Annotated in this window: 21 protein-coding genes and 1 tRNA gene; 13 read left to right on the forward strand and 9 right to left on the reverse strand. The window is 63.3% G+C overall.

Annotated features, from left to right (window positions below):
- Nucleotides 1–268: 268 nt before the first annotated feature.
- The 6 genes from PHO31112_RS20200 to PHO31112_RS20225 all read left to right on the forward strand — a co-directional run bounded on the left by PHO31112_RS20200 (nt 269) and on the right by PHO31112_RS20225 (nt 6,117).
- Nucleotides 269–1,330, forward strand: coding sequence for a LacI family DNA-binding transcriptional regulator (locus tag PHO31112_RS20200; RefSeq protein ID WP_010805845.1), 1,062 nt, complete (start codon nt 269–271; stop codon nt 1,328–1,330).
- Between the two features lie 175 nt (nt 1,331–1,505).
- Nucleotides 1,506–2,519 (forward strand): extracellular solute-binding protein, encoded by a 1,014-nt coding sequence (locus tag PHO31112_RS20205; RefSeq protein WP_010805846.1) that lies wholly within the window; start codon nt 1,506–1,508, stop codon nt 2,517–2,519.
- A 40-nt stretch (nt 2,520–2,559) separates the two neighbouring features.
- Complete coding sequence (locus PHO31112_RS20210; protein ID WP_010805847.1) at nt 2,560–3,384, forward strand: ABC transporter permease; 825 nt, start codon at nt 2,560–2,562, stop codon at nt 3,382–3,384.
- Nucleotides 3,381–4,193 (forward strand): ABC transporter permease, encoded by an 813-nt coding sequence (locus PHO31112_RS20215; RefSeq protein ID WP_425495222.1) that lies wholly within the window; start codon nt 3,381–3,383, stop codon nt 4,191–4,193. The genes PHO31112_RS20210 and PHO31112_RS20215 overlap by 4 nt, the downstream gene beginning before the upstream one ends.
- A 45-nt stretch (nt 4,194–4,238) precedes the next feature.
- Nucleotides 4,239–5,282: an ABC transporter ATP-binding protein gene (locus PHO31112_RS20220; RefSeq protein ID WP_150622439.1), complete on the forward strand. Its 1,044-nt coding sequence runs from the start codon at nt 4,239–4,241 to the stop codon at nt 5,280–5,282.
- Between the two features lie 7 nt (nt 5,283–5,289).
- Entirely contained in the window at nt 5,290–6,117 is an 828-nt protein-coding gene (locus tag PHO31112_RS20225) for a phosphodiesterase (RefSeq protein WP_150622441.1), read from the forward strand.
- Between the two features lie 63 nt (nt 6,118–6,180).
- Here the strand turns inward: PHO31112_RS20225 and hmpA are convergent, their stop codons facing one another.
- The 3 genes from hmpA to PHO31112_RS20240 all read right to left on the reverse strand — a co-directional run bounded on the left by hmpA (nt 6,181) and on the right by PHO31112_RS20240 (nt 10,572).
- The gene (gene hmpA / locus PHO31112_RS20230; RefSeq protein ID WP_150622443.1) at nt 6,181–7,383 is read right to left on the reverse strand and encodes an NO-inducible flavohemoprotein; all 1,203 of its coding nucleotides are present in this window, start codon (nt 7,381–7,383) and stop codon (nt 6,181–6,183) included.
- 200 nt (nt 7,384–7,583) lie between these two features.
- Nucleotides 7,584–9,221, reverse strand: a complete 1,638-nt coding sequence (locus tag PHO31112_RS20235; protein ID WP_150622445.1) for an ankyrin repeat domain-containing protein — start codon at nt 9,219–9,221, stop codon at nt 7,584–7,586.
- 265 nt (nt 9,222–9,486) lie between these two features.
- Nucleotides 9,487–10,572, reverse strand: a complete 1,086-nt coding sequence (locus PHO31112_RS20240; protein WP_150622447.1) for an ankyrin repeat domain-containing protein — start codon at nt 10,570–10,572, stop codon at nt 9,487–9,489.
- 294 nt (nt 10,573–10,866) lie between these two features.
- Here PHO31112_RS20240 and PHO31112_RS20245 point away from each other — a divergent pair, with 294 nt between their 5' ends.
- Both PHO31112_RS20245 and PHO31112_RS20250 read left to right on the forward strand, forming a co-directional pair.
- Nucleotides 10,867–11,535, forward strand: a complete 669-nt coding sequence (locus tag PHO31112_RS20245) for a DUF1415 domain-containing protein (protein WP_150622614.1) — start codon at nt 10,867–10,869, stop codon at nt 11,533–11,535.
- A 214-nt stretch (nt 11,536–11,749) separates the two neighbouring features.
- Entirely contained in the window at nt 11,750–11,896 is a 147-nt protein-coding gene (locus PHO31112_RS20250; RefSeq protein WP_150622450.1) for a type II toxin-antitoxin system ParD family antitoxin, read from the forward strand.
- Between the two features lie 335 nt (nt 11,897–12,231).
- On the opposite strand, the gene PHO31112_RS20255 is transcribed toward PHO31112_RS20250, so the two are convergent.
- The 3 genes from PHO31112_RS20255 to PHO31112_RS20265 all read right to left on the reverse strand — a co-directional run bounded on the left by PHO31112_RS20255 (nt 12,232) and on the right by PHO31112_RS20265 (nt 14,922).
- Nucleotides 12,232–12,307, reverse strand: a tRNA-Thr gene (locus tag PHO31112_RS20255).
- Nucleotides 12,308–12,472: 165 nt separating this feature from the next.
- Nucleotides 12,473–13,486 (reverse strand): class 1 fructose-bisphosphatase, encoded by a 1,014-nt coding sequence (locus PHO31112_RS20260; RefSeq protein ID WP_150622452.1) that lies wholly within the window; start codon nt 13,484–13,486, stop codon nt 12,473–12,475.
- Between the two features lie 152 nt (nt 13,487–13,638).
- Complete coding sequence (locus tag PHO31112_RS20265) at nt 13,639–14,922, reverse strand: aspartate carbamoyltransferase (protein WP_150622454.1); 1,284 nt, start codon at nt 14,920–14,922, stop codon at nt 13,639–13,641.
- A 135-nt stretch (nt 14,923–15,057) separates the two neighbouring features.
- Between PHO31112_RS20265 and PHO31112_RS20270 the strand changes: the two genes are divergently transcribed.
- The gene (locus PHO31112_RS20270) at nt 15,058–15,963 is read left to right on the forward strand and encodes a LysR substrate-binding domain-containing protein (RefSeq protein ID WP_150622456.1); all 906 of its coding nucleotides are present in this window, start codon (nt 15,058–15,060) and stop codon (nt 15,961–15,963) included.
- A gap of 104 nt (nt 15,964–16,067) precedes the next feature.
- Here PHO31112_RS20270 and PHO31112_RS20275 read toward each other — a convergent pair whose 3' ends face one another.
- Nucleotides 16,068–16,265 carry a hypothetical protein gene (locus PHO31112_RS20275; protein ID WP_150622458.1) on the reverse strand — a complete coding sequence of 66 codons (198 nt, stop codon included), beginning with the start codon at nt 16,263–16,265 and terminating at the stop codon, nt 16,068–16,070.
- Nucleotides 16,266–16,267: 2 nt separating this feature from the next.
- Nucleotides 16,268–16,531, reverse strand: coding sequence for a hypothetical protein (locus PHO31112_RS20280; RefSeq protein WP_150586297.1), 264 nt, complete (start codon nt 16,529–16,531; stop codon nt 16,268–16,270).
- A 426-nt stretch (nt 16,532–16,957) separates the two neighbouring features.
- On the opposite strand from PHO31112_RS20280, the gene PHO31112_RS20285 reads away from it, so the two are divergent.
- The 3 genes from PHO31112_RS20285 (at nt 16,958) to PHO31112_RS20295 (ending at nt 21,356) form a co-directional block, all read left to right on the forward strand.
- Nucleotides 16,958–18,922 (forward strand): aconitase family protein, encoded by a 1,965-nt coding sequence (locus PHO31112_RS20285; protein ID WP_150622460.1) that lies wholly within the window; start codon nt 16,958–16,960, stop codon nt 18,920–18,922.
- Nucleotides 18,923–19,286: 364 nt separating this feature from the next.
- The gene (locus PHO31112_RS20290; RefSeq protein WP_246178423.1) at nt 19,287–20,705 is read left to right on the forward strand and encodes an MFS transporter; all 1,419 of its coding nucleotides are present in this window, start codon (nt 19,287–19,289) and stop codon (nt 20,703–20,705) included.
- A 57-nt stretch (nt 20,706–20,762) separates the two neighbouring features.
- Complete coding sequence (locus PHO31112_RS20295; RefSeq protein WP_150622464.1) at nt 20,763–21,356, forward strand: class I SAM-dependent methyltransferase; 594 nt, start codon at nt 20,763–20,765, stop codon at nt 21,354–21,356.
- Between the two features lie 34 nt (nt 21,357–21,390).
- Here PHO31112_RS20295 and PHO31112_RS20300 read toward each other — a convergent pair whose 3' ends face one another.
- Nucleotides 21,391–22,314 carry a LysR family transcriptional regulator gene (locus PHO31112_RS20300; RefSeq protein WP_150622466.1) on the reverse strand — a complete coding sequence of 308 codons (924 nt, stop codon included), beginning with the start codon at nt 22,312–22,314 and terminating at the stop codon, nt 21,391–21,393.
- Between the two features lie 135 nt (nt 22,315–22,449).
- Between PHO31112_RS20300 and metE the strand changes: the two genes are divergently transcribed.
- Nucleotides 22,450–24,762 carry a 5-methyltetrahydropteroyltriglutamate--homocysteine S-methyltransferase gene (metE, locus tag PHO31112_RS20305; protein WP_150622468.1) on the forward strand — a complete coding sequence of 771 codons (2,313 nt, stop codon included), beginning with the start codon at nt 22,450–22,452 and terminating at the stop codon, nt 24,760–24,762.
- The last annotated feature ends 32 nt before the right edge of the window (nt 24,763–24,794 follow it).

The raw sequence follows: 24,794 nt of genomic DNA on the forward strand, positions 1-24,794 counted from the left end.
GGGTGCCGTTATGCCCCGGCGCGAGGGGGGAATTTCAGTATAGGCGGCATACCGGCCTTCGGCGGTCGCCGAACACCTCGCCCGCTTCGATGACTTTCGTCAGCGCTGCCGATGAATCGGATAGCGAATTGGCCGGACTTTCCTCGCTGTCATGAATTCATCACAATGCCTCCATAGAATCCCGGAGTGAAAACGTTTTCGTAAACGTTTACATTTGCGTAAAATCCGTCAACTTCGAATTTTGACGGCTCATAACAAGGAGAGGGGCGTGGCAGACATACGGGACGTGGCGCAGCGCGCGGGGTGCTCGATTGCGACAGTGTCGCGCGCACTCAATTCGCCGCAACTGGTGCGCCCCGAGACGCTTGCCCGCGTGCAAGCGGCCGCCGCCGAGCTGAAATTCCGTCCCAATGCGCTGGGCCGTCAGTTGCGCGGAGAGCGCACGGGCCTGATTGGCGTGATGCTGCCGACGCTGGGCAACCCGGTCTTTGCCGATTGTCTGGAGGGGATCGAAGCCGCCATCGACGGCACGGGACGCCGCCTGCTGCTTGTTACCACCCAATACGACCCGGAGCGTGAGCGCAACGCCATCGAGACCTTGCTGCAACAACGTGTGGACGGGCTGCTGCTGACACTGGCCGACGCCGAGCACAGTGCGCTTGTCGACGATCTCGCAGCCGAGGGGGTGGCGTGTCAGCTTGTCTACAACGATGCGCCGCAGCGTCCCTGCGTGTCGGTGGACAACCGGGCCGCCGCCGCGCAGGGTGTGGCCATGCTAATCGAGGCGGGGCACCGCGACATCGTCATGGTGACCGGGGCATTGCACGCGTCTGACCGCGCCAAGCGCCGCTATCTCGGCTATTGCGACGCCATGCAGGCCGCCGGCCTGACGCCGCTGCCGGCCTTTGAAATCGACTTCAACAGCGGGGCTCGCGGCGAGCGAGTTCGCGAATGGTTGGCGCAGCGCGAGCGCGACGGCGCACGTCCCACGGCCCTGTTCTGCTCCAACGATCTGCTGGCCCTAGGCGTGATGCGTGCGCTGCGCGAAGCCGGTTTGCGCGTGCCCGACGACATGTCGGTGCTCGGCTTCGACGGGCTGGCCGTGGGCGAGTTGCTCTCGCCGACGCTCGCCACTGTCGTACAGCCTAGCGTGGAGATCGGCCGTCACGCGGCGCAGCGTTTGCTTGCACAGATCGATGGACGTGATGGCCGTACCGGTGCGGCGACCGCGCCGGCCGACGCATCGCTCGGCCACGCTCTGATCTTGCCGCACGAGATTCGTCGCGGCGGCACGGTGGCGGCACCGCCGCGAAAGAAAGATCGACATTGACGCGATGTCGAAACGGATTTGAAGGAAAAGCAGTAGCAAGGAAACTGGCTGACGACTGGCTCCGAAAAAGAGAGTGCAGCGCCGGCCGAGGCAATCAGGCATCCGGGCGTGAGGCCCGCACTTATCCGGCAGCACATCGTGCCGCCAATGCTCAGACATTCAGGAGCCCACAGAAATGAAGCTTTGGATCACCCGCGCCGCCCGCACGCTGGCGCTTTTCACCTTGCTCGGCGCTGGCGCCGCGCATGCCCAGCAGACCGCCATCTGTTACAACTGCCCGCCGGAATGGGCGGACTGGGCCGGTCAGGTCAAGGCCATTGCACAGGACACCGGCATTCGCGTGCCGCTCGATAACAAGAACTCCGGCCAGGCTGTCGCGCAGATGATCGCGGAACAGAAGGCGCCGGTGGCCGACATCGTGTACCTCGGCATTACCTCGGCCATCGAAGCCGCCAAGAAGGGCCTGCTCGCCCCGTACAAGCCGGCGAACTGGGATCAGGTGCCGGCCACCATGAAGGATCCGAACGGCATGTGGACGACGATCCACTCGGGCACGGTCGGTTTCTTCGTGAATCGCGACGCCCTGGAAGGCAAGCCGGTGCCGCGTTCGTGGGCCGATCTGCTCAAGCCGGAATACCGCGGCATGGTGGGGTATCTGGACCCGAGCAGCGCATTCGCCGGCTATGCCGCCGCGATTGCCGCCAATCAGGCCCTCGGCGGTTCGATGGACAACTTCGGCCCGGCCATCGGCTACTTCCAGAAGCTCAAGGCCAACGCGCCGATCGTGCCCAAGCAAACGGCGTATGCCCGCGTGCTCTCGGGTGAGATTCCCATCCTGATCGACTTCGACTTCAATGCGTATCGCGCCATCTACAAGGACCGCGCAAACGTGCAGTTCGTGATCCCGATGGAAGGCTCGGTGTCGCTGCCGTATGTGATCGCGCTCGTGAAGAACGCGCCGCACGCCGACAACGGCAAGAAGGTGATCGACTACACGCTGTCCGACAAGGGCCAGGCGCATTGGGCGCAAGCCTTCCTGCGTCCGGTGCGTGCGAGCACGATGCCGGCCGACGTGGCTGCCAAATTCCTCCCCGCGTCCGACTATGCCCGTGTGAAGCCGGTTGATCTGCAGAAGCTTGCCGCACAGCAGGACGCGTTCGGTCAGCAGTATCTGAAGAACGTGCGCTAAGCACGGTCACGTCCAACGAGGAAGAGGAGCAAAGCAAGCGATGCGTGACCTGACCCTGCCGCGCGGCTGGCGCGTGGCACTTCTGCTACCGGCGCTGGCGGTTTTTCTGGCGTTCTGGCTATTGCCGATGGCCGCCCTTGTGCAAGTGAGCGGCGACGGTCACGCGTTCGAGACCTATCGCGCCATTCTCACCAATGCACGTTATCTCGATAGCCTGTGGCAGACCGTCGTGCTCTCGGCGCTGGTCACCCTTGCCACCCTGGCGTTGTCGCTTGTGGCGGGCCTCTTCCTCACCCGTCACGACTTCCCGGGTAAATCGATCCTCGTGTCGATGCTTACCCTGCCGCTGGCGTTCCCCGGCGTGGTGGTCGGTTTCATGGTCATCATGCTCGCGGGACGTCAGGGCCTGATCGGCGACTTGTCGACCAAGCTCATTGGCCACAAGCTCGTGTTCGCGTATTCGCTCGCGGGCCTGTTCCTCGGCTACCTGTATTTCTCGATTCCGCGCGTGATCCTCGCCGTGATGGCGGCAGCGGAATCGCTCGATCATTCGCTCACGGAAGCGGCGGCGTCGCTCGGCGCGGGGCCGTTCGCCATTGCCCGTGACGTGACGTTGCCAGCGCTCGCTCCCGCGCTGATCGCTTCGGGAGCGATGTGTTTCGCGACCTCGGTCGGTGCGTTCGGCACGGCCTTCACGCTGGCTACCGACATCGATGTGCTGCCGATGACTATCTACACCGAGTTCACGCTCAATGCCAATGTGGCGACGGCGGCGGCGCTCTCGGTAATTCTCGGCATCGTGACGTGGGCGGTGCTCATGCTCGCCCGTAATTTCACGGGGCAGGGCGTCGCCGCCGGAGGTTGATTCGCATGCTCAAGAAAACCCTTTTCACGCTGCAACTGCTGCTCACGCTGCTGATGTGTGCGTTCCTGCTGATTCCCGTGGGCATGTCGGTTCTCGCGGGGCTGTCGGTGAATTACTTCCGTGGTCCGTCGGCTGGCCTTACCTTCAAGTGGGTGATTCAGGTCTGGCAGGACTATCACGACGCCATTCTGAATTCGCTGTATGTCGGCGGCGCCACGCTGGTGCTGGTCGCGCTGCTCGGCGTGCCGGCCGGTTACGTGCTCGCGCGCTGGCAGAGCCGCATGGCGCGCTGGATCGAAGAGTTGCTGACGTTGCCCATCGCGCTGCCGGGGCTGGCGAGTGCGCTCGCGCTGATCAGCGTGTATGGCGGCATGCGCGGTTTTCGCGAAAGCCTGGCGTTCATCGTGGTCGGGCACGTGATCTTCACGCTGCCGTTCATGGTGCGTGCCGTTGCGGCCGCGTGCGCCGACTCGCGTATCAAGCTGATGGAGGAGGGCGCAGCGAGCCTCGGCGCGAACTTCCTGCGACGCTTCACGACCGTGGTGCTGCCCAACATCCGCAGCGAGATCGTGGCGGCCGCCCTCATCGTGGTAACGCTCTCGCTCGGCGAATTCAACCTGACGTGGATGTTGCACACGCCCGATACCAAGACGCTGCCCGTGGGGCTGGCGGACGCCTACGCGTCGCTGCGTCTGGAGATCGGCAGCGCGTACACGGCGGTGTTTTTCGTGTTGATCGTGCCGCTGCTCATCGTCATGCAGATGACGGCCCAGCGGGCGAAGGTGCGCAATGCCAAAGGCCGTACCTGATCAAGTGGCTGCATTGCACGCCTACCGAATGCCAAGGATATGACGATGAAACTGACTTCCATCCCGATTCATCTCGAACGCTGTGCCAAGACGTTTCACGGCAACACCGTACTGCAACCGCTCGATCTGACGATCGGCGCGGGCGAGACGTTGGTGCTGCTCGGCCCGTCCGGTTGCGGCAAAACCACGACCCTGCGCATGATCGCAGGCCTCGAACGCCCTGACGCGGGCGGCCGTGTGCGCTTCGGCGACGAGGACGTCACGCGCCTGCCCATCGAAAAGCGCCGTGTGGGCATGGTGTTCCAGAATTACGCCCTGTTTCCGAACTTCACCGTGCGCGGCAACGTCGCGTACGGCCTGAAGCTGCGCGGACTGCCATCGGCCCAGATCGACAAGCGCGTGAACGAACTGCTCGATCTCGTGCATCTCACGCCTTTCGCCGATCGCGCCATCGCACAACTCTCGGGCGGTCAGAAGCAGCGCGTGGCATTGGCGCGCGCGCTCGCGCCGGAGCCGCGTGTGTTGTTGCTCGACGAGCCGCTCACCGCGCTCGACGCCAAGCTGCGCGAGACGGTGCGTGCAGATATGGATCGTCTGCTGCGCGGGCTCGGGGTGACGACGGTGTATGTCACGCATGATCAGGGCGAAGCGATGGCGCTGGGCGACCGCATCGTGGTGATGAGTGCGGGCCGCATCGAGCAGATCGGTGCGCCGCGCGACATCTACTACCAACCGGCTTCGCGCCATGTGGCGAATTTCGTCGGCACGCTCAACCGCCTGGCTGGTGTGTGGCGCGACGGTCATTTCCATCTGGAGGGCGGTCGCGTTGCCTGCCCGGAGGTGCGTGCCGACGTGCAAGAGCTGTACTTCCGCCCGGAAGATGCCATCGTGGTGCCCGCCGGCGACGCGCCGCTCGTCGGCCATGTCGACGACGTGCAGTTTCTCGGCGACCGCACGCGCCTGACGCTCAGCGGCGTGTCCGTCGCAGGCCCGGTGCTGGTCGAAGTCTCCAGCCGTCGCGAGTGCCGCGTCGGCGATCGGGTGGGCCTGTCGCTGCCCGCCGCCCATGTCTTTTCGCTTCACGGATAATCCGCTCATGCTGTTCGCGCAAATCAGCGACCTTCACATCAAACGGCCCGGCAAGCTGGCCTATCGGCGCGTGGATACCGCCGCCTATCTCGAGCGCTGCGTGGCGCGCCTGAATACGCTGGCGCCGCGTCCCGACTTCGTTGTCCTGACGGGCGATCTCGTTGACTTCGGCGCACGAGAGGAATATGAACACCTGCGCCGGTTGCTCACGCCGCTGCAAATTCCGTACTACCTCGTGATCGGTAATCACGACGGGCGCGACGCGCTGCGCGACGTGTTTCCGGAGCACACGTATCTCGGCAAACCGGGCGGGTTCGTGCAGTACACGGCAATGTTCGGCGCGCTGCGACTCGTGGCGCTCGATACGCAAGACCCGCCCAATGGCGGCGGCAAGCTGTGCGACGCACGTCTCGAATGGCTGGAGGCGACGCTCGCGAGCGATACCGCGACGCCGACTGTCATCGCCATGCATCATCCGCCGTTTGCCTGCGGCATCGAGCACATGGACATTCAGGCGCTCGACGCCAACGGTGCCGCGAAGCTCGCGGCCGTCGTGCGTCGTTTCGACAATATCGAGCGAGTGATTTGCGGGCACGTGCACCGGCCCATTCATACGCGCTTTGCCGGTACTGTCGCGAGCGTGTGTCCGTCACCGGCGCATCAGGTGGCCCTGGATTTGCGCGAGGGCGGGCCGTCGGCATGGGTGCTCGATCCGCCGTCGTTCCAACTGCACCGTTTCACACCGGAGACGGGCCTCGTCTCGCATCTCGCGTTCGTGGACGATGCGGGTGGCGCACACCCGTTCTACGACGCTTCGGGCACCTTGATCGACTGAGCATCGAGAAGCGACGAGGCCTCCGATTGGGGGCCTCGTGTTGTTTACCGCTCGGGTTGCAGATCAGAGCAGGTGGTCGAGTGCGTCGGGGCCGAAGACTTCACGGTGCAGACGCTCGGCAGGCACACCGGCGTCGCGCAGGGCGCGCCATTGGGTCTGCATGAACGGCACGGGGCCGCACAGCAGGTAATCGGCGTCAGCAGGCAGTGTCAGACGCGAAATATCCATCCGGCCGGCGAACGTCTCGCCAGTGCCTTCGCGTTCGGCGCCTGTCGGCGTCTCGAGGAACGTCGCCACACGCAGGTGCGGCAACTGCGTGGTGGCATGGACCAGATGGCGGCGTAACGCGACGTGCGAGCCGTTGCGGGCTGCGTGCGCGAACAGGATCTCGCGGCGCGACCCCTTGGCGGCCAGTGCGGCGATCATCGACATCATCGGTGTGATGCCGACGCCTGCGCTAAGCAGCACGAGCGGGCGTGCTGCATCGAGCGTGGTCGTGAACTCACCGTAGGGCGGGCTCACGAGAATGCGATCGCCGGCCTTCAGGTTGGCATGCAGCCAGTTCGAAATCTGACCGGCAGGCTTGGCATCCGCTGCGTCTTCACGCTTGACCGTAATGCGCCAGTGCGGTGCGTCGGGCGCGTCGGACAAGCTGTATTGACGGCGTTGTTCCAGACCGTCGGGCAGCGTGACCGACACGCTCACGTATTGTCCGGGCGCGAATTCACCGGGCGATCCGCCCTCGGGCGTGTGCAGGTAGTACGAGACGATGTGCTCCGTTTCGCGGTCGACGTCGGCCACGACCAGTTCGCGCAGCGACCCCAGCGGCGCGTGCGTGCGTTCGGACAGACGCGCTTCCGCCGCAATCAGTTCGCCGGCGAGCAGCCAGTACGCTTCGTCCCATGCGGCGATCAGTTCAGGCGTGGCGGCGTCGCCCAGCACGTCCTTGATGGCGCGCAGCAGATGGCGGCCGACGATCGGATAGTGCGACGGTGTAATGCCCACCGAGACGTGCTTGTGCACGATACGCTCGAGCACCGGCCCGAGCGTCGCAGCGTTGTCGATGTTCGCGGCGTACGCGAACACGGCCGAGGCGAGCGATTGTTGCTGTGCGCCGCTGGCCTGATTTCCCATATTGAAGAGATTGCGCAACTCCGGATGCGCTTCGAACATGCTCGCGTAGAAGTGACGCGTGATCGCAAGACCGTGTTCGCGCAGAACAGGAACGCTCGCGTCGATATAGGGGCGGGAAGCGGCGGAAAGCATGGCAAGACTCCTGAATTTATAAGATGCCAATAAAATGCATCTTTATGGGCGCACTTGTGGGTATTTCGTGGGCACCGCGCGATCCCCGTGTACGGAGATTCGCGGTGCGGCATTCGGTTGCCGGTGCCCCATGGGCTCACAACACGACGACAACTTCGGGGTACCGGCGAGGGGATTATAAGATGCAAATTAAATGCATATTATATGAATGCGGCGGAATGTCGCATGGGTTCGTCTGCTGGCTGGACGATGGGCTGGTGGCGGCGGGCGACCGTTTCGTGCGCCCTTTTGCGGGTGGCGGTGATCAAGGCGAAGCCCGCACGTACAAAGCGGCTTTGATCGGCCGACAGGAAAGACAGGGCGGTTATTCCGGACCGATTGGTCAGGGTTGGGTCGCCACCGTAGCGTAATGCCGTCGTCAGCATGTAGTCGGCGAGCGTGGCACCGTCCGGCGCGCGGGTCGCGGCAGCAAGCGCGTGCATCAGCGTATGGCCTTCTCGTCCGGGGACATTGGCATTCGGACATAGCGCCAGCAGAACCTCTGCGGCCCCGCAATATCCACGTCGGGTCAGCCACAACACCGGGGGAATGCCGTCGGCATGCCGTTGCCCGAGATCTGCACCGTTGCGCTGGAGCGACATCCCCAATTGAAACAGGGATTCGTGGGGAAGCAGCGGGTCGTGGCCGCGCGCGCACAGCCGACCGGCTTCCGCTGCAAAGGTGGCGATGAAAGGGGGAACGTCCCGGCTGGCGTTGCGTGAAAGGGGCCTTGGCGCGTTGGATATGCAGCATCGTGCCCGTTCGCGCGTAGACGCGACCATCGTTTGGCTGACCTGCAGGTACTGCGCGAGACTTTTGGAGACCAGTGCGCGTGCCTTGACACCATCGTGGTTCGGCCGGTCGAGATCGCCGCCGTAGCGCAGCGCCAGCGTGAGCAGGAAGAATGCGGAGAAGGAATGTGGCCCGAGATGGGTTGCTGCGGCGAGAGAGTGCATGAGTGTGTTGCCTTTCATGTTGTCCGCCGTCACATTACAGTCCGCTCCGGTCGAGAGAAGCGCTTCCGCCGCCGCACAATAGCCATTGAGCGCGAGCAACATGGCCGGCGGCGACCGCGTGCGACCGTATTGCGAGAGGCGGGCGCCATGCGATCGGAGCATTGAGGCGAGCTGATAAAGCGACACATGCGGGGTCAGCAAATCGTGGCCGGTCAAACGCAGACGTTCGGCTTGTGCGGCCATTGCGGTCGCCACCAGTGGAACACCGTTTGCGGTGAGCTGATTGGGGTCGGTGCCGAATTCGAGCAGTGAAGGCAGCCATTGTGGCGCGACCCGACAGCACAAATGAGAAAGCGGGAGATGAAAATTCCCCGGGATTTCCGATACGGCCACATCGTTGGTCTTGTCGCGGCCGCTGACGACCAGCACCCTGAGGGCTGAAGCGAGCGGCCCTTCTGGTTCCGTGGAAGTCGTCTCGTTCAGAATCGAGTCGACAAAGACGCTGGGATAGGCCGACGGTGACGCCGCGAAGCGAAGCCAAAGCTGCAATCCCTCATCGCTCATGAGGAGGGCGGCGTCTGATGGACGCAGATGTTCCCTTCGCGTCGGGTCGATGAAGATACCTGCCTCGTCCAGTCTGGCGAGGGTTCTCTCTTGCGCGGGGGAGCAGAACAGGGTGGCCATGGTAAACGCCATGGCCTGGTGATGCGTTTCGGCCGCAATCCGGCAACTGTCGAGTAGCTCGCGGCCCGCTGTCGTGTTCACGTTTATCAGCATTTCCCAGACGTCTTTCGACGCGCATTGCCCGTCTCGTTTTGCCAGGAGCAGCCGACTGAGTGTCATGTCGGACAGGGGGGGAAGACTGGCGGCAGACGTGTGGGGAGGGGGTTCTGGCCCGGAAGCCTGCGCCGGGTGGAAGGAGGAGGCGACGCTTGAGAGCGCGGGTTGTGCAGTGATAGGAGATTGAGGCATGGGGAATCGAGGAAGGGAAATTCACGTGTGCGCGTGAGATGGTGCAGGCGGATGGCATGATCGCCGCCGGTCATGTCGAGCGATAGCGAGTGGTTCCACCCCACCGGTCGGTGGCGGGTGCCATGCAACCTTGCCGTCACACGAGTGATCGAATGCGCCGAAGTGCCGTCTTGCGAACCGTGTCGAGGAACGTCTGGCCGATTTGCGGGGCCGGGGTGAAGGATTCAGGCAGCCATGCGCGAGGGGATTGACCTGCATGGTTGACCCGGGTCAGGTCGCCGCCATAGCGTGAAGCGATGATGAGAACGTAATGGGCGAGGTACGCGAGGTGGGCGCAATCGGCCTTTGCCGGGTCGTCGCGCAAATGCACGACGTAGGCAAGATGGTGCATGAGTGTGTTGCCGCCCCGATCGGGCGTGTTGGGATCGGCCCCTGTCGCCAGCAGGGCTTCGGCTGCGCCACAAAGACCGTGAAGCGTGAGTAATGTGACGGACGGCATGCCTTCGCGGTCCGGTTGCATCAGGTCTGCGCCTCGCCGCTTGAGTAGTCGTGCGAGCTGACGTAGCGAGTCGTGCGGGGCCAGCGGATCGTGACCGGCTACGTAAAGGCGAAGCGCTTGCGCTCTCATGGCGACGACCGTCAACGGCATGCCACGGCTGTTGGTCTGCTCCGGTTTGGCGCCGAGTTCGAGCAATCGGCGCAGCCATTGCGGTGCGATCTGGCTGCACAGATGCGCCAGTGGATTTCGGGGCATCGTGTCGCTCGGATTCAATGGCGGCGCGTCCGTTCGGTCGCGGCCGCACGCGACCAGCACACGGAGGATTCTGTCGATGCGTGAACGGTCTTCCGCGATAGTTTCGCTGAAGATATCCGATCCGTCGAACACGTTCAGATAGCTCGCGGGTGCTGCGGCGTACTCTAGCCAGAGTTTCAGCCCCTCGTTGCTTCGCAATAGCGCGGCGTCTTCGGCGAGCAACTGATGGGCGCGCGTTGGGGCCAGAAAGATGCCGGCATCGGACAATCGATCCAACGAACGATCTTCTTCCTTTGTCGTGAGCAGCGTCACCATTTCACCGAACAGCGGCCCGTTTGGCGAGGCGCGCTCGCAGATCGCTCGCAACTCACGGCTCGCATAGGTCTGCGCATTGACCAGTGCATGCCAGATATCTTGCGGGCGATAGAGGCGGGAATTCTGGGCGTCGAGCAATTGGGGCAGTGACATCGCCTCCAAAGGAGCGGTGTGCGTGCGGTAGGCGCGGCGACCCAGGTCCGTCCCGGTGGGGGCGAGGCGGAGTGATAGGCGCTCGGAGGTACTTGCTACGGGAGACAGGGCGGGGGTTGAGCCGAGCATAGGCGTTGGAGGTGTCGGGTGCGTGCGGTAGGGAAGGCGCATGGTTACCCAGATACTTCGAGCCGGTTTTGGTATTCGCACATGGAGGTTCTCGAAGGCGGGCATGCCGGTGCGGGCCGACGGGGAATTACAATGCGGTATTCATGAGTGACTGCCCCATTTCGTATGCCGGAGAAAACCTTCCCAGTGACTGATGCCACGCCTCAATCGTTGCCACGTCAGGACCATGAGGCCGTGATTGCGGCGACGCGCCATTGGCTCACGCGCGCGGTGATCGGGCTGAATCTCTGCCCGTTCGCGAAGGCGGTGCACGTCAAGGATCAGATTCGCTATGCCGTGAGCGCGGCCAGCGATATGGAAGGCGCGTTGCTTGATCTGGAGCGCGAGTTGCGGCGGCTGGCCGAGGCCGATCCGCAAGCCGTCGACACCACACTACTGATCTTGCCGCATGCGTTGCTCGATTTTCACGAGTACAACGACGCCCTGTTTTTCGCAGAGCGCATGCTCAAGCAGTTGCATCTCGAAGGCGAGTTACAGATTGCGAGCTTTCACCCGGAATACCAATTTGAAGGCACGGCGCCAGACGACGTGGAGAACTACACGAACCGCTCGCCCTATCCGATTCTGCATTTGCTGCGTGAGTCGAGCCTCGATCGCGCGGTGGAGGCGTTTCCGGAAGCCGAGACGATCTTTGAACGTAACGAGGCGCTGATGCGCAAGATGGGCGTGGCGGGTTATCACGCCTGGATGGCGCAGCCTGCGGCAGATGACGAGGGGGCGAACGACAACGCCGTGGATGGCGCGGACGAGGCGCGAGGCCGGGCAGGGGAGTGAGACGATGCCAGGCCAAAACAAAAAAAGCCGCACGACATTATTCGGGCGGCTTTTTTGTTGACGGCTAACCTACCGCACCAATCGCGGTTTCTCGCCTCGCTTCGACGTGTGAAGGATAACGCGAGGACCCATCAACCTATCCGTTGCCACCATCGCTTCCGCGAACGTCTCGAAGTCAATGGTGTGCTCAGGGTCGGACACATGGGCACGCCTGATGTCTCCCGCCGCCTCGTCCCAGAGCTACATCGCCGAGCGGGTGGCGACGGGACGCCGCGGTCCGAAGCGTGAGGTTCTGCGCGAAGGCGTGCGGCTCGTTCAGGATCGTGAGGCCCTGCTTGTTGCGCTTCTCCGCGCGACGTAGAGCATCCAGCACTTCAACGACTTCCAACGCCGCAATCGGCCGGCCACGCGTCGTTCACGGGAATGCGCAACTACATGCCATTGGCGTTGGCAAGTCGATACGTTTTATGTTCTGGTTTCGCTGTGCGAACTTCGGCGTCCGTAAGTGCCATGATTGCGACGCCATGCCTGTTGAGGGCATCGGTCGCGGGAGTCGCGGTTATGCCCCCCAAAATGCCCCCGGATTGGTCGAGATTAGGGGACATTGCATGGCACCTCGCGAGAAAACAAAAAACCCGCAAAGCTAATGCTTATGCGGGTTTTTAGGACTTCGTCATACCCAACGATTTAAGTCGCTGGTGCCGGAGAGAGGAATCGAACCCCCGACCTTCTCATTACGAATGAGCTGCTCTACCGACTGAGCTACTCCGGCGCTGCGAAGAAGTGAGATAATAGCAGAATTTTCACGTTTGTCACGAATTTTTTCAAAGATTTTTTGCTGTCTATGCGTGAGTTACGCGTAAATCCTTGAAATTGCAGAAATCCTGCGCTTTCGTTGTCGCGACGTATTCGCCGGCACGACGACGTTCTCGTGATCTTACTTCGCGCTGTCTTCTCGATGATAGGCAGTCACACGGTCGACTTCGTTCTTCGAACCGAGGAACACGGCCACCCGCTCGTGCAGCTTCTGCGGCTGGACATCCAGAATGCGCTGCATGCCGTTCGTTGCCGCGCCGCCCGCCTGTTCCACCAGAAGGCTCATCGGGTTGGCTTCATACATGATGCGCAGCTTGCCCGGCTTGTCCGGATCGCGCTTGTCGGCCGGGTACATGAACACGCCGCCGCGCGTGAGAATGCGATGCACGTCCGCCACCATCGAGGCGATCCAGCGCATGTTGAAGTCCTTGCCGCGCACGCCTTCCTTGCCTTGCAGCAGCTCGCTGACATAGCGTTGCACCGGCGGATACCAATGCCGCTCGTTCGACATGTTGATCGCGAACTCCTTCGTGTCCTCCGGGATGCGCATGCCTTCCTGCGTGAGCACCCACGAACCCATTTCGCGATCGAGCGTGAAGCAGTTCACGCCATGCCCCGTCGTGAGCACCAGCACCGTTTGCGGACCATACACCGCATAACCGGCCGCGACCTGTTGCGTGCCCGGTTGCAGGAAGTCCTTCTCCGTGGGGTCCGTCACGCCTTCCGGGCAACGCAGCACCGAGAAGATCGTGCCGATCGACACGTTCACGTCAATGTTCGACGAACCGTCGAGCGGATCGAACATCAACAGATATTCGCCCTGGGGATAGCGGTTCGGAATGTGGAAGACGTCTTCCATCTCTTCAGACGCCATGGCCGCCAGATGCCCCCCCCATTCGTTCGCTTCGAGCATGATCTCGTTGGAGATCACGTCAAGCTTCTTCTGGACTTCCCCCTGCACGTTCTCACTGCCCGCACTGCCCAGCACGCCACCCAGCGCCCCCTTGGACACGGCATGGCTGATCGACTTGCACGCGCGAGCAACAACTTCGATCAGCAGGCGCAGCTCGGCAGGAATGTTGTTGAACTCTCGCTGCTGTTCGATGAGATATTGGGTAAGGGTCTTGCGCCGCATGTGGGCCTCCGGGAAAGCAAAAAAAGCGTACCGATTCGATTTGGTCGCAATTTTACTCGTAATGGCACGCTGCCCCCGCGAAAAATCCCTGGGGGCAGCGCAATTTCAGGTGTGGCTGAGGTAGGTCTCGGTGTTTTCCGAGAGATAGCCGGTCAGTCGAGACCGTCGAACAGCGCGTCGTCCGGACCGATGTGCGACGGTGCGCGCCAAGTGGCGTCGCGCATGCTGTGCTGCACCTGCTTGTCCACGCCCAGCAGAATCGAGAAGATCGCCATGCGTACTGGAATGCCATTGTCCGTCTGGCGGAAGATGGCCAGTCGCGGGTCGTGATTCAGATCCGTCGACAGATCGTTGGCGCCCGGCCGACTGTCTCGCGGCAGCGGATGCATGATGATCGTGCGCGCGTCGCAATACTGATTGATGAGCGCTTCGTTGATCTGGAAGTCCGGCGTATAACCTTCGATGGCTTCGTCGGCAAAACGCTCTTTCTGAATGCGCGTGGCGTAGACCACATCGGCACCGGCCAGATCGGCAAGCGAGTTGCTCTGCACGATCACGTGACCGTTCTGCGAGATCTGGTCGAGAATGTACGTCGGCATTTCGAGCGACGGCGGCGAGATCAACGTGAACTTCAGGCCGCGATACAACGCAAGCAGTTTGATGAGCGAGTGCACCGTGCGGCCGTAGCGCAGATCGCCAACCATCGCGACGTGGGCGCCGTCGACCAGTTTGCCCAGCCGGGAGAACTCGCGGCCGATGGTGTACAGGTCGAGAATCGCCTGGCTCGGGTGCTCACCCGGACCGTCGCCGCCGTTGATGACGGGAATGTTCGTGGCGCGCGCGAATTCCGCGACAGAGCCCTTTTCCGGGTGGCGCACGACGAGCGCGTCGACGTAACCGCTCATCACGCGGCTCGTGTCGTAGATCGATTCGCCCTTGGCCATCGACGAGAACGTGAAGCCGGTGGTGTCGCACACCGAACCGCCAAGACGGCAGAAGGCGGCGCCGAAGCTCACGCGGGTCCGGGTGCTGGCTTCGAAGAACAGATTGCCGAGCACGGCGCCTTCGAGCACGCGCGAGATCTTCTGGCGGCGAGCGATCGGTTGCATGATATCGGCGATGTGGAACAGCTCTTCGAGCGAGTCGCGCGAGAACTGGTCGACCGAGATCAGATGCGGCTTGCCGTCGAGGCCCATGCGTTCGCGCAACGGTTTGTGTGCGCTTTGCGTAGATTCTGCGGACGGTGCTTCGCGACCGAGGATTTCACCGACGAATTTCTCCACGATGCTCGGCATCGTGCGATATTCGCTCGAATCTTCAGGTAGCAGCCAGGTGTCAAGGGCGCGCCGGCGAACGCCGATGCGCTCGGCGAAGCTGTCGCGGGTCATGTTCAGGCGGCGCATCGCGTCGCGCAGGAAAGTCTGCTGTGCACTCATGGTCGGGTCGGCAGGGCTGTGTACGCGATGCGTATAATAGGCGTCGATTCGTTGTTTGTCCAGCAAAAGACGTGCCCCGCGTGGGGCCGCGCCAGCCGGGCGTTTCCGGCATTTCCGGTGTATTGCCGTACGGGTATGGAAAACCTTCTCCGCAAGCTAGATCTCACCTCTTTGCGCCTTTTCGTGGCCGTGTGCCAGGAGCGGAGCATGGCGCGTGCCGCCGAGCGTGAATTCATCGCGCCCTCGGCCATCAGCCGGCGCATTGCCGACATCGAGGCGATCGTCGGACTCCCCCTTATTCAGCGTCATCAGCGCGGTATCACCGTCACGCCGGTCGGCGAGACGGTGCGTCGCTACGCCGAACGCATTCTCGGCACCATCGAATCGTTGGGCGCAGAGTTGTCTCAGTTCCACGAAGGCGCGCGCGGCAGCGTGCGCATGGCGGCGAACCTGTCGGCCATCGTCCAGTTCCTGCCGGAGGATCTCGCCGCCTTTGGCCGCGTGTTTTCCGCTGTGGACGTCGAACTCGACGAACAGCACAGCAATGAAGTGCTTCAGCGCGTGAGCGAGCGGGCGGTGGATGTGGGTATCTGTAACGCCGTTGAGGGGATCGAGGCTTTCACGATGGTGCCGTACCGGCGCGACCGGCTTGCCGTGATTTTGCCCGTCGGTCATCCGCTGGCGGCGCGTACGGGTGAGATCCCGTTCTCTGCATGTGTCGGCGAGACGCTGGTGGGCCTTCAGGGAAACAGCGCGCTTACGCAGTTGCTGCGCCAGCAGGCGAGTGCGGTGGGGGCGTCGCTGCGGATCAAGATTCGCGTGTCCAGTCTGGACGCACTGTGCCGCATGGCGCACGCGGGTCTCGGCATTGCCATCGCGCCCGAGCAAGTCGGCCAGTTATATGTCGGCAAGCTCGACGTGGTTGTGCGCCCGCTGACGGACGAATGGGCGCATCGCCAGCTCTGGCTCGTGTTCCCGTCACGTGAGCAATTGAGTGCCACGGCGTCGGCGGTCGTGAATTTCCTGGCGCAGAAGGAATGATCCGGCGCTGAAATGCCCGGTTCGCCTATCCGCAACCTGCCGCTCCCCGAAAAAGCTGCTTGATACTCGAGGAGCGGCAAGGCGTTGCCGTTAGCGATGCTGCTTCAAACGCGTGGCACGAGCGATCTGATGCGTGCAGCGAACGCCTCGGGCTCGGCCAGTTTGATCACGTCATCCGGTACGTCGACGATATGCGCCTGCTGATCGGGACCAGCAGCGATTCCGGCCACTTGACCGCGTCTGCCGCCGTCACTCTGCTGCGCAGCGACAAGCTCCCCTTGCTTGTTGACGATGACGATCATTTTCATACCACCCCCCCACCTTGCAAGTTATGCCAGGCACCGCCCGGCCCAAGATTCGTGATAGTGACGTAGTACGTCGTATGGCCGTTGTTGTCCTTCTCCTTGCGCTGATTGTCGGCGCGATGAACACCCCCGGAATTCGGCGTTTTGACGTCGGCGCTTGCAAACTGCGTGCCGAAGTCTTCACCGCCGTTGCGGACATACCACCAGTAAGCAGACTGGTTGGGGTTTAGGAATGTCAGCGGCCCTACATTGTTGAACGCCATGGCACTTCTCCTCTGGAAATGACGCGTAATCGCCGCTAGCGGGCAGCGTACGCGCCGAGATGGAGGCAACCACATACGCAATGCGAATCTGTTACCCCCCGTGGTCGGCAGGTAGTCCGCATGTCGCACGTACGTCATCGGCATTCGATTGCCCTCACCGATGACGTCCTTGCAATTTAGTTGTCCCAACGTGCCCTGTTGTGGGGCGCGTGGCCGTTTCCCGGTGGCATGCGCGTTCGCGCGATTTGTAACATCGATATTTAGGAATTTTCCCAAAATACGTTGGGTGCGTTGGATCGGGGCGTATGACTGGCAGGCATGGATTGGTTCGCGACAGCCATCGCAATCTGTCACGGCGACCTTGCTCAGACGGCACGACGGGGCCGAGTGTCCACGGCTATGCTCTTCGCGAGGAGGTTCCCTCGCATGGAAGACACCATTCGTTTCGACGGCCGCATGTTGTTCCTGTCCGAAGACCCGGCCATCGTGCGCCGTCAGTTGGCGGGCGAGTCCGTCACCCGCGCCGAGGCCGGCGCGTTGCGCGATAACGTTTCGACTGACGAAATCACGCCCGTCACTGTCATGCTCACCTACGACGAGCGGCTCGGGCGCTATCCCTACGTCGGTTTCAAGGCGGGAAACGAAACGCCCATTGGCGAGCACGACGTGCGCCGCGGCGGCTTTCAGATCACGGTGGCAGGCAAGCGCTACGGCAAAGGGTCGTCGCGCGAGTCGAGCCCGCTCGCGGAACGCTCGGCCGGCATCCGGCTGATCGTCGCCGAGAGCTTCGAGCGCATCTACCAGCAGAACTGCGACAACATCGGCATTCTGACGACCACTGACTTTGGCGTACTCGGGCGTATTCAAGCCGGCGAAGCCATCCCGATCACGGAATTCCTCAAGGGACGCGACGCCCTCACGCAGCAAATCATCCGCAGCGGCGGTCTGCTTGCATTCAGCAAGTTCGCCGATTGGCCGGCGCCCGTGGCGCACGCCGACGGGCCGAATGCCACCGCCACGCCGCCGCGCACGCTGGTCGAGAAGATCATGGCGCGGCGTCTGCATCCGGCCACGCCCGGCGTCGAGCACGGCGACGGCGTGTTCGTGCGCGTCGACTGGCGCTTCTCGCACGATTACTTCACGGGCATGTGCGCGCATCTGATGCATCGCGCGTTTGGCGAACCGGCAGCGCTGCACGACCCGGCGCGCATCATCGCGTTTCAGGATCATCTTGTGCTCGCCGCGCACAGCCACCCGCACGTCTCGCAGGGGCTGCTGCCCGGTGTGGCCCATCTGACGACCGGACATCGCGATTTCGTGTCGCGTTATCCCGTGCTCGCCCACGGTGAACTGGCGACGGGCGGCGACGGCGCGGACGGCATCTGCCACGCGCTGATGGCCGAACGTTATGCGTTGCCAGGGCAAATCGTGATCGGCACCGACTCGCATACGCCGCACGCGGGCGCACTCGGCTGCCTGGCGTTCGGCGCGGGGGCGACCGACATCGCAAACAGTTGGGTGACCGGCTATGTCCGCTGCAAGGTGCCGCAGACGCTGCGCATCGAGATCGAGGGGACGCTCGCCCCCGGCGTGACGGCCAAGGACGTCGTGCTCCATCTGCTGCGGCTCGACACGATTCGCCGCGGCGACGCCATCGGCCTCGTCTTCGAATATGCGGGCAGCGCGGTGCGGGCGATGTCGATCGACGAGCGCGCAACGCTCACCAACATGGTCGCCGAGCTGGGTGGCTTCACCGGCATCGTGGCGCCGGACGAGAAAACTGTGGCTTTCCTGAAGACGCGCCGCGGCGTCGACTTCGTCGTCGAACCCTGGATGACGAGCGACGAGGGGGCGCGTTATCGCGACGTGATCCGCATCGATGCGGGCTCGCTCACGCCGATGCTGGCGCGTCCCGGCGACCCCGGCAACGGCGTGGCGCTCGCGGACCTGGCGTCTCCCGTCGCCATCGATATCGCCTATGGTGGCTCGTGCACGGCAGGCAAACGCGACGACTTCGACGCCTATCACGACGTGCTTGCCTGGGGCGTCGCGCATGGCCTGCGCGTCGCGCAGCGCTGCTCGTTGTTCTTGCAGTTCGGCACGATGGATGTGCGTGCCTATTGTGAGGAGAAGGGCTATCTCGAGACGTTCGAAGCGGCCGGCGTGACACTCGTCATGCCGGGCTGCGGCGCTTGCGCGAACTGTGGGCCGGGCCAGTCGACGTCAGCCGAACAGGTCACGATCAGCGCGATCAACCGCAATTTCCCCGGACGTTCCGGGCCGGGCAGCGTGTGGCTCGCGAGTCCGTATACGGTGGCTGCGAGCGCACTGGCGGGGCGCATCGTCGGTTTTGACGAACTAAGCGCGTCTGTCGCGGCAGAGGGGCGGTAACTCGCGCACTCGCCGGAGCCCGCGGGCAATGTTGGCGAAAACTGAGGATGCCGACAGGCGCGAGCTGTGCGGCGCGCCATGCTGTGGGGCAGACGTTTCGCAGCGATGCTGTGCCGTCATTGACGAATATCGCAATTTTTCGTAGTACGTGGCAAAGGTGACAGGTGCGGCGCCATTCGTGGCATAATCTCGGCCCCGAGCCTGTCGATTCATGGTGTACCCGACGTATCCTGCTACCGCATGGCAAATGCATGGCAAATGCTGGCAGGTGGCTTAAGAGACGTCGGCAAATGAGCAGTTCGGCCATGACCGAACCGGCCCGGAGACGATTTCCATGCCATCCCCCGATGTTTCAATGCCTTCCATGCCTTCCCCAAGTCAGGCCACTCAAGCCCGCGCTGCGGCAACCCGCCTGAGCGCCGGCGACATTTCCGCCCGCCTCGACCGATTGCCTCCGACCCGCACTGTCTGGAAACTGGTCGTACTCCTCAGTCTCGGCTTCTTCTTCGAGCTCTACGATCTGCTCTACACGGGATACATCGCACCGGGCCTGGTGAAGAGCGGCATTCTGACGCCGACGACACCGGGCCTGTTCGGCACGACCGGCGTGGCGAGCTTCATCGCGGCGTTGTTCGCCGGGCTGTTCATTGGCACTATCGCGTGTGGCTTTCTTGCCGACCGGTTCGGCCGCCGTGCCGTGTTCACCGGCTCGTTGCTCTGGTACACAGTGGCGAACGTCATCATGGCGTTTCAGGAGACGGCCACGGGCGTGAACTTCTGGCGCTTCGTGGTGGGGCTCGGCATCGGTGTGGAACTGGTGACGATCGGCACCTATATCGCCGAACTCGTGCCCAAACAGATTCGCGGCCGGGCGTTCGCGTGTGAGCAGGCGGTCGGTTTCACCGCTGTGCCAGTCGTCGCATTGCTTGCCTATTGGCTCGTGCCGCGCGAATTCCTCGGTCTGGAGGGCTGGCGCTGGGTGGTGCTCATCGGCGCGCATGGCGCAGTGTTCGTCTGGTGGATTCGCCGTGCACTCCCTGAGAGTCCGCGCTGGCTCGCCCAGAAGGGGCGTCTCGACGAGGCGGATCGTGTGCTGCGCGAACTGGAGGCGAAGGTCTCGCGCGAATACGGCAAACCGCTGCCGCCGCCGGGCGAGCCGGAGCCCATGGCGCCGAAGCGCGCGTTTCGCGAGATGTGGGTGCCGCCGTATCGCAAGCGCGCGATCATGATGATTTTGTTCAACATCTTTCAGACGGTCGGCTTCTACGGCTTCGCCAACTGGGTGCCGACGCTACTCATCAAACAGGGCGTTACCGTGACCACGAGCCTCGCGTATTCCAGCGTAATTGCGCTCGCGGCGCCCGTCGGCCCGCTCATCGGTCTGTGGATGGCCGACAAGGTCGAGCGCAAGCACGCTATCGTGTGGACGGCCGGTGTCGGTATCGTGTGCGGTCTGGTGTTCTCGCAGGTCACGTCGTCGTTCCTGCTCATCGCCATGGGGATTGGCCTCACCCTTGCGAACAACATCATGTCGTACAGCTATCACGCGTATCAGACGGAACTGTTCCCCACGGGCATTCGGGCGCGCGCCGTCGGTTTCGTCTATTCGTGGAGCCGTTTCTCGGCAATCTTCACCGCGTTCCTGATCGCGTCGGTGCTGCGCAAGTTCGGGGTGACGGGCGTGTTCGCATTCATCTCGTGCGCCATGCTGGTCGTCATGCTCGCCATTGGACTGATGGGACCGCGTACGCGCGACATCGCGCTGGAGAAGATCTCGCAGTAAGGCATAGGGCCGCGCGCCGACGCGGTCATTCCCCGCGTTCTTCCGGAGACTCCGATCATGGCAGATCTGCAAACCGAAGCGGCCTACGAGGCCAACGCTGTTCGTTACAACGAGGACTGGCGCAACCAGCCGCCGCCGGACGACATGTACGCACTGCTGATGCGCCATTTCGTCCCCGGCGGACGCACGATCGATGTGGGCTGCGGCAACGGACGCGATGCCGCCTGGCTCGCGCAGCAAGGTTTCGATGTGGTCGGCTACGACAGTTCGCCCGCACTCGTCGAACTGGCGCGTGAATCGTTCCCGTGGGTGACGTTTCACGTCGGCCGCCTCCCGGGACTGGAAGACGTGAAGGCGCAGTTCGATAACGTGGTTTGCGAGACCGTGCTGATGCATCTGCCCGCGGACGAAGTGCCGCAGGCGGCCGACCGGCTCTGGACGCTCGTGCGTCCGGGGGGCGTGCTTTACGTCTCGTGGCGTGTCACCGAGGGTGACGATCTTCGCCATAAGGACGGGCGCCTCTATAGCGCCTTCTCGCCCGACGTGGTGCGCGCTGCGCTTCACGACGGCGTTGTCCTGCACGAGGAGGACGTCACCAGCGCCAGTTCCGGTAGGCGAGTGTGCCGTCTGGTCGTGCGCCGCCCGGCCTGACACCGGGCATGGCCATCGACTGCACGACGCCGCGTCAGAGCAATTCGATTTCCGGTAGCGTGAGCAGGCTTGTCTCGCGCATGAGCGAGACGAATTCGCCGATATAGGGACGCGCCGTGATCGCCGGCAACGTCGCCGCCCAGAGTTCGGCGGTGAGCCCCTGCGGCGTGATCGGGCGCGCGCTCACATAGCGTCGCTCGAGATACCCCGTGACGGCCCAGAGCGGCAGGGCGGCCAGCCCGCGCCGGCTGGCGACCAGTTGCAGAATCGCCACTGTCAACTCGGTGGTGCGGCGCGTCGGTTCGATTCCCGCGGGACGCAGCACCTGACGCACGATATCGAGCATGTCGTCGGGCACGGGATAGGTGATGAGCGTTTCGTCACGGAAGTCCTCGGCGTCGAGATACGGCTTGCCGGCGAGCGGATGATCGTTCGCCATGAGCGCCATCATCTGGAAGCGGAACAGCGGGTGGAAGTCGACCGCCTCGCCTTCCTCACGTTCGGAAATGATCGCCAGATCGGCGCGGTCCTGATGCAACAGCCCAATGGGGTCGGCGTGAAAGCCCGACACGATATCGAGTTCGACTTCCGGCCAACGGATGCGAAAGGCGTCCATCGCCGGCATCAGCCAATCGAAACACGTGTGACATTCCACCGCGATGCGCAGCGTGCCCTGCGTGCCTTGCGCGAGCCGTGTGAGGTCGCGGCCGGCTTCGTCGACCGCCGGCACGACTTCCTCGGCCAACGCGAGCAAACGCTTGCCCGCAGGAGTGAAAACCAGCGGCGACGACTTGCGCACGAACAATGGCAGGCCATAGAAATCTTCCAGCGCTTTGATCTGATGCGACAGGGCGGACTGCGTCAAATGCAGCCACAACGCCGCGCGCGAAACGCTGCCGGTGTCGCGCAGCGCGAGCAACGTTTGCAGATGGCGGAGTTCTATAGGTGTGCGTTGCATGAATAAAATTAATAATAAATAGCAAAAACTTTCGTTTGAATAATACACGTGTGGCCGGGATACTGCCAGCCTGGGCGGACATTGTCCGCAGACAACGACTTTGCGGTTACGCAAGCTCCCGAAAGGACAACGCTCATGGCTCAGGCCCACGTACTCGGATTGCCGCGCATTGGCGCACAACGTGAACTCAAATTCGCCGTCGAGGCCTTCTGGCGCGGTGACGTGAACGAGCAGTCCTTGCAGGACACCGGCCGGCGCATTCGTGCGGCCAACCGCCTCGCGCAGCGCGAGGCAGGGCTCGACTGGATCACCGTCGGTGACTTCCATTGGTACGATCAGGTGCTCTCCACGCTAGCGCTTGTGGGCGGGCTGCCGGAACGCTTCGGCGCGGCGCCCGCTGCTCTCACGCTCGCGGACTACTTCGCCGCCGCGCGTGGCAATGCGCAGCAAAGCGCTATGGAAATGACGAAGTGGTTCGACACGAACTACCACTATCTCGTGCCGGAATACTCGCCGCAGACGCGCTTCGGCCCGGGCACGCAATGGCTGTTCGACGATGTCGCGGAAGCGCTGGCGGAGGGCGTGAAGGTCAAGCCGGTGTTGCTTGGGCCGCTCTCGCTGTTGTATCTCGGCAAGGAGAAGGGCGGTCTCGCAGACCGTCTCTCGTTGCTGCCCGAACTGCTCGCCCAATATGAGCGCGTGCTGGCGCGGCTAAAGGCGCAGGGCGTGACATGGGTGCAGATCGACGAGCCGATTCTCGCGCTCGACCTGCCCGAGCGGTGGCGCGATGCCTTCACGCCTGTCTACCGGCGTCTCGCGCTCGTTGCGCCGTCGGTGCTGCTTGCCACGTACTTTGGCGACGTCAGCGAGCACGCGGCCCTGCTGGCGGCGCTGCCCGTGGCCGGGGTGCATGTCGACGGTGTGCGTGCACCGCAACAACTCGATGCGTTCGCGGCGCAATGGCCGCAGGACAAGGTGCTGTCTGCCGGCGTGGTCGATGGGCGCAACGTCTGGCGCTGCGACCTGACGCGCGTCCGCGCGTTGCTCATGCCGCTGGCGCAGACGCTTGGCGACCGGCTGTGGGTGGCGTCGAGCTGCTCGCTGATGCATTGCCCGGTCGATCTCGCAAGCGAGGTGCGACCGGACAAGGAGGTGCGCACGTGGCTCGCGTTTGCCGTGCAAAAGCTGGGCGAGGTGGCGCTGCTTCGCCGTTCGCTCGACGCCGCCGGATTCGCCATGGCCGACGTGCAGGCCGCCTTCGTTGCCGATGCCGCTGCACAAGCCGCGCGCCATACGTCGGCGCGCATTCACAACCGCGTAGTGCAGAAGCGTCTGGCGGCGCTCACCGACGCCGACACGCGCCGTACGTCCGAGTATTCGGTGCGTGCCCGCGCCCAGCGGGCGTGGCTCAAGCTGCCTGCGCTGCCGACCACGACCATTGGGTCGTTCCCCCAGACGGCGGCCATTCGCACGGCACGCGCCGACTTCAAACGCCGCGTCATGTCACATCTGGACTATCTGGAGACGATGCGTGCACAGATACGTCTGGCTATCGAAAAGCAGGAAGCCTATGGGCTCGACGTGCTGGTGCATGGCGAGGCCGAGCGCAACGATATGGTCGAGTACTTCGGCGATCTGCTCTGGGGCTTCATGATTACCGAGCATGGCTGGGTGCAGAGCTACGGCTCGCGTTGCGTAAAGCCGCCCGTGATCTATGGCGACGTGTATCTGCCCGAGCCGATGACCGTCACATGGAGCGCCTACGCGCAGCAACTGACCGACAAGCCGGTCAAGGGCATGCTGACCGGCCCGGTGACGATGCTGCAATGGTCGTTCGTGCGCGACGATCAGCCGCGCGAACTCACGGCGTTGCAGATTGCGCTGGCGTTGCGCGAGGAAGTGGCGGCGCTGGAGAAGGCGGGCGTGCGGGTGATTCAGATCGACGAACCTGCGCTGCGTGAGGGGCTGCCGTTGCGTGAAGGGGATTGGCCGTCGTATCTCGACTGGGCGGTTCGCGCGTTCCGTGTGTGCTCGTCGGGGGTGGCCGACGATACGCAGATCCACACGCATATGTGCTATTCGGAATTCCACGACATTCTGCCGTCGATTGCCGCGCTCGACGCCGACGTGATCTCGATCGAGACCACGCGCTCCGATATGGAACTGTTGGGTGCCTTCGAAGCCTTCGAGTATCCGAACGAGATCGGCCCGGGCGTGTACGACATTCACTCGCCGCGCGTGCCGTCGCAGGCAGAGATGGAGCATCTGATCGAGGCCGCGCTCGCGCGAATTCCGGCCGAGCGTCTGTGGGTCAACCCAGACTGCGGGTTGAAGACGCGCGACTGGGCGCAGGTCGACGGTGCGCTGACCAACATGGTCGCTGCCGCCAATGCCGTGCGTGAGCGTCTCGCGGGCACTCACGTGCGAGTGCGGGCGCAGGCTGCCTGACGCTCGCATGCCGGTGCGTTGGCATAGATAGG

The organism is Pandoraea horticolens (genome assembly GCF_902459555.1).
GTDB lineage: Bacteria > Pseudomonadota > Gammaproteobacteria > Burkholderiales > Burkholderiaceae > Pandoraea > Pandoraea horticolens.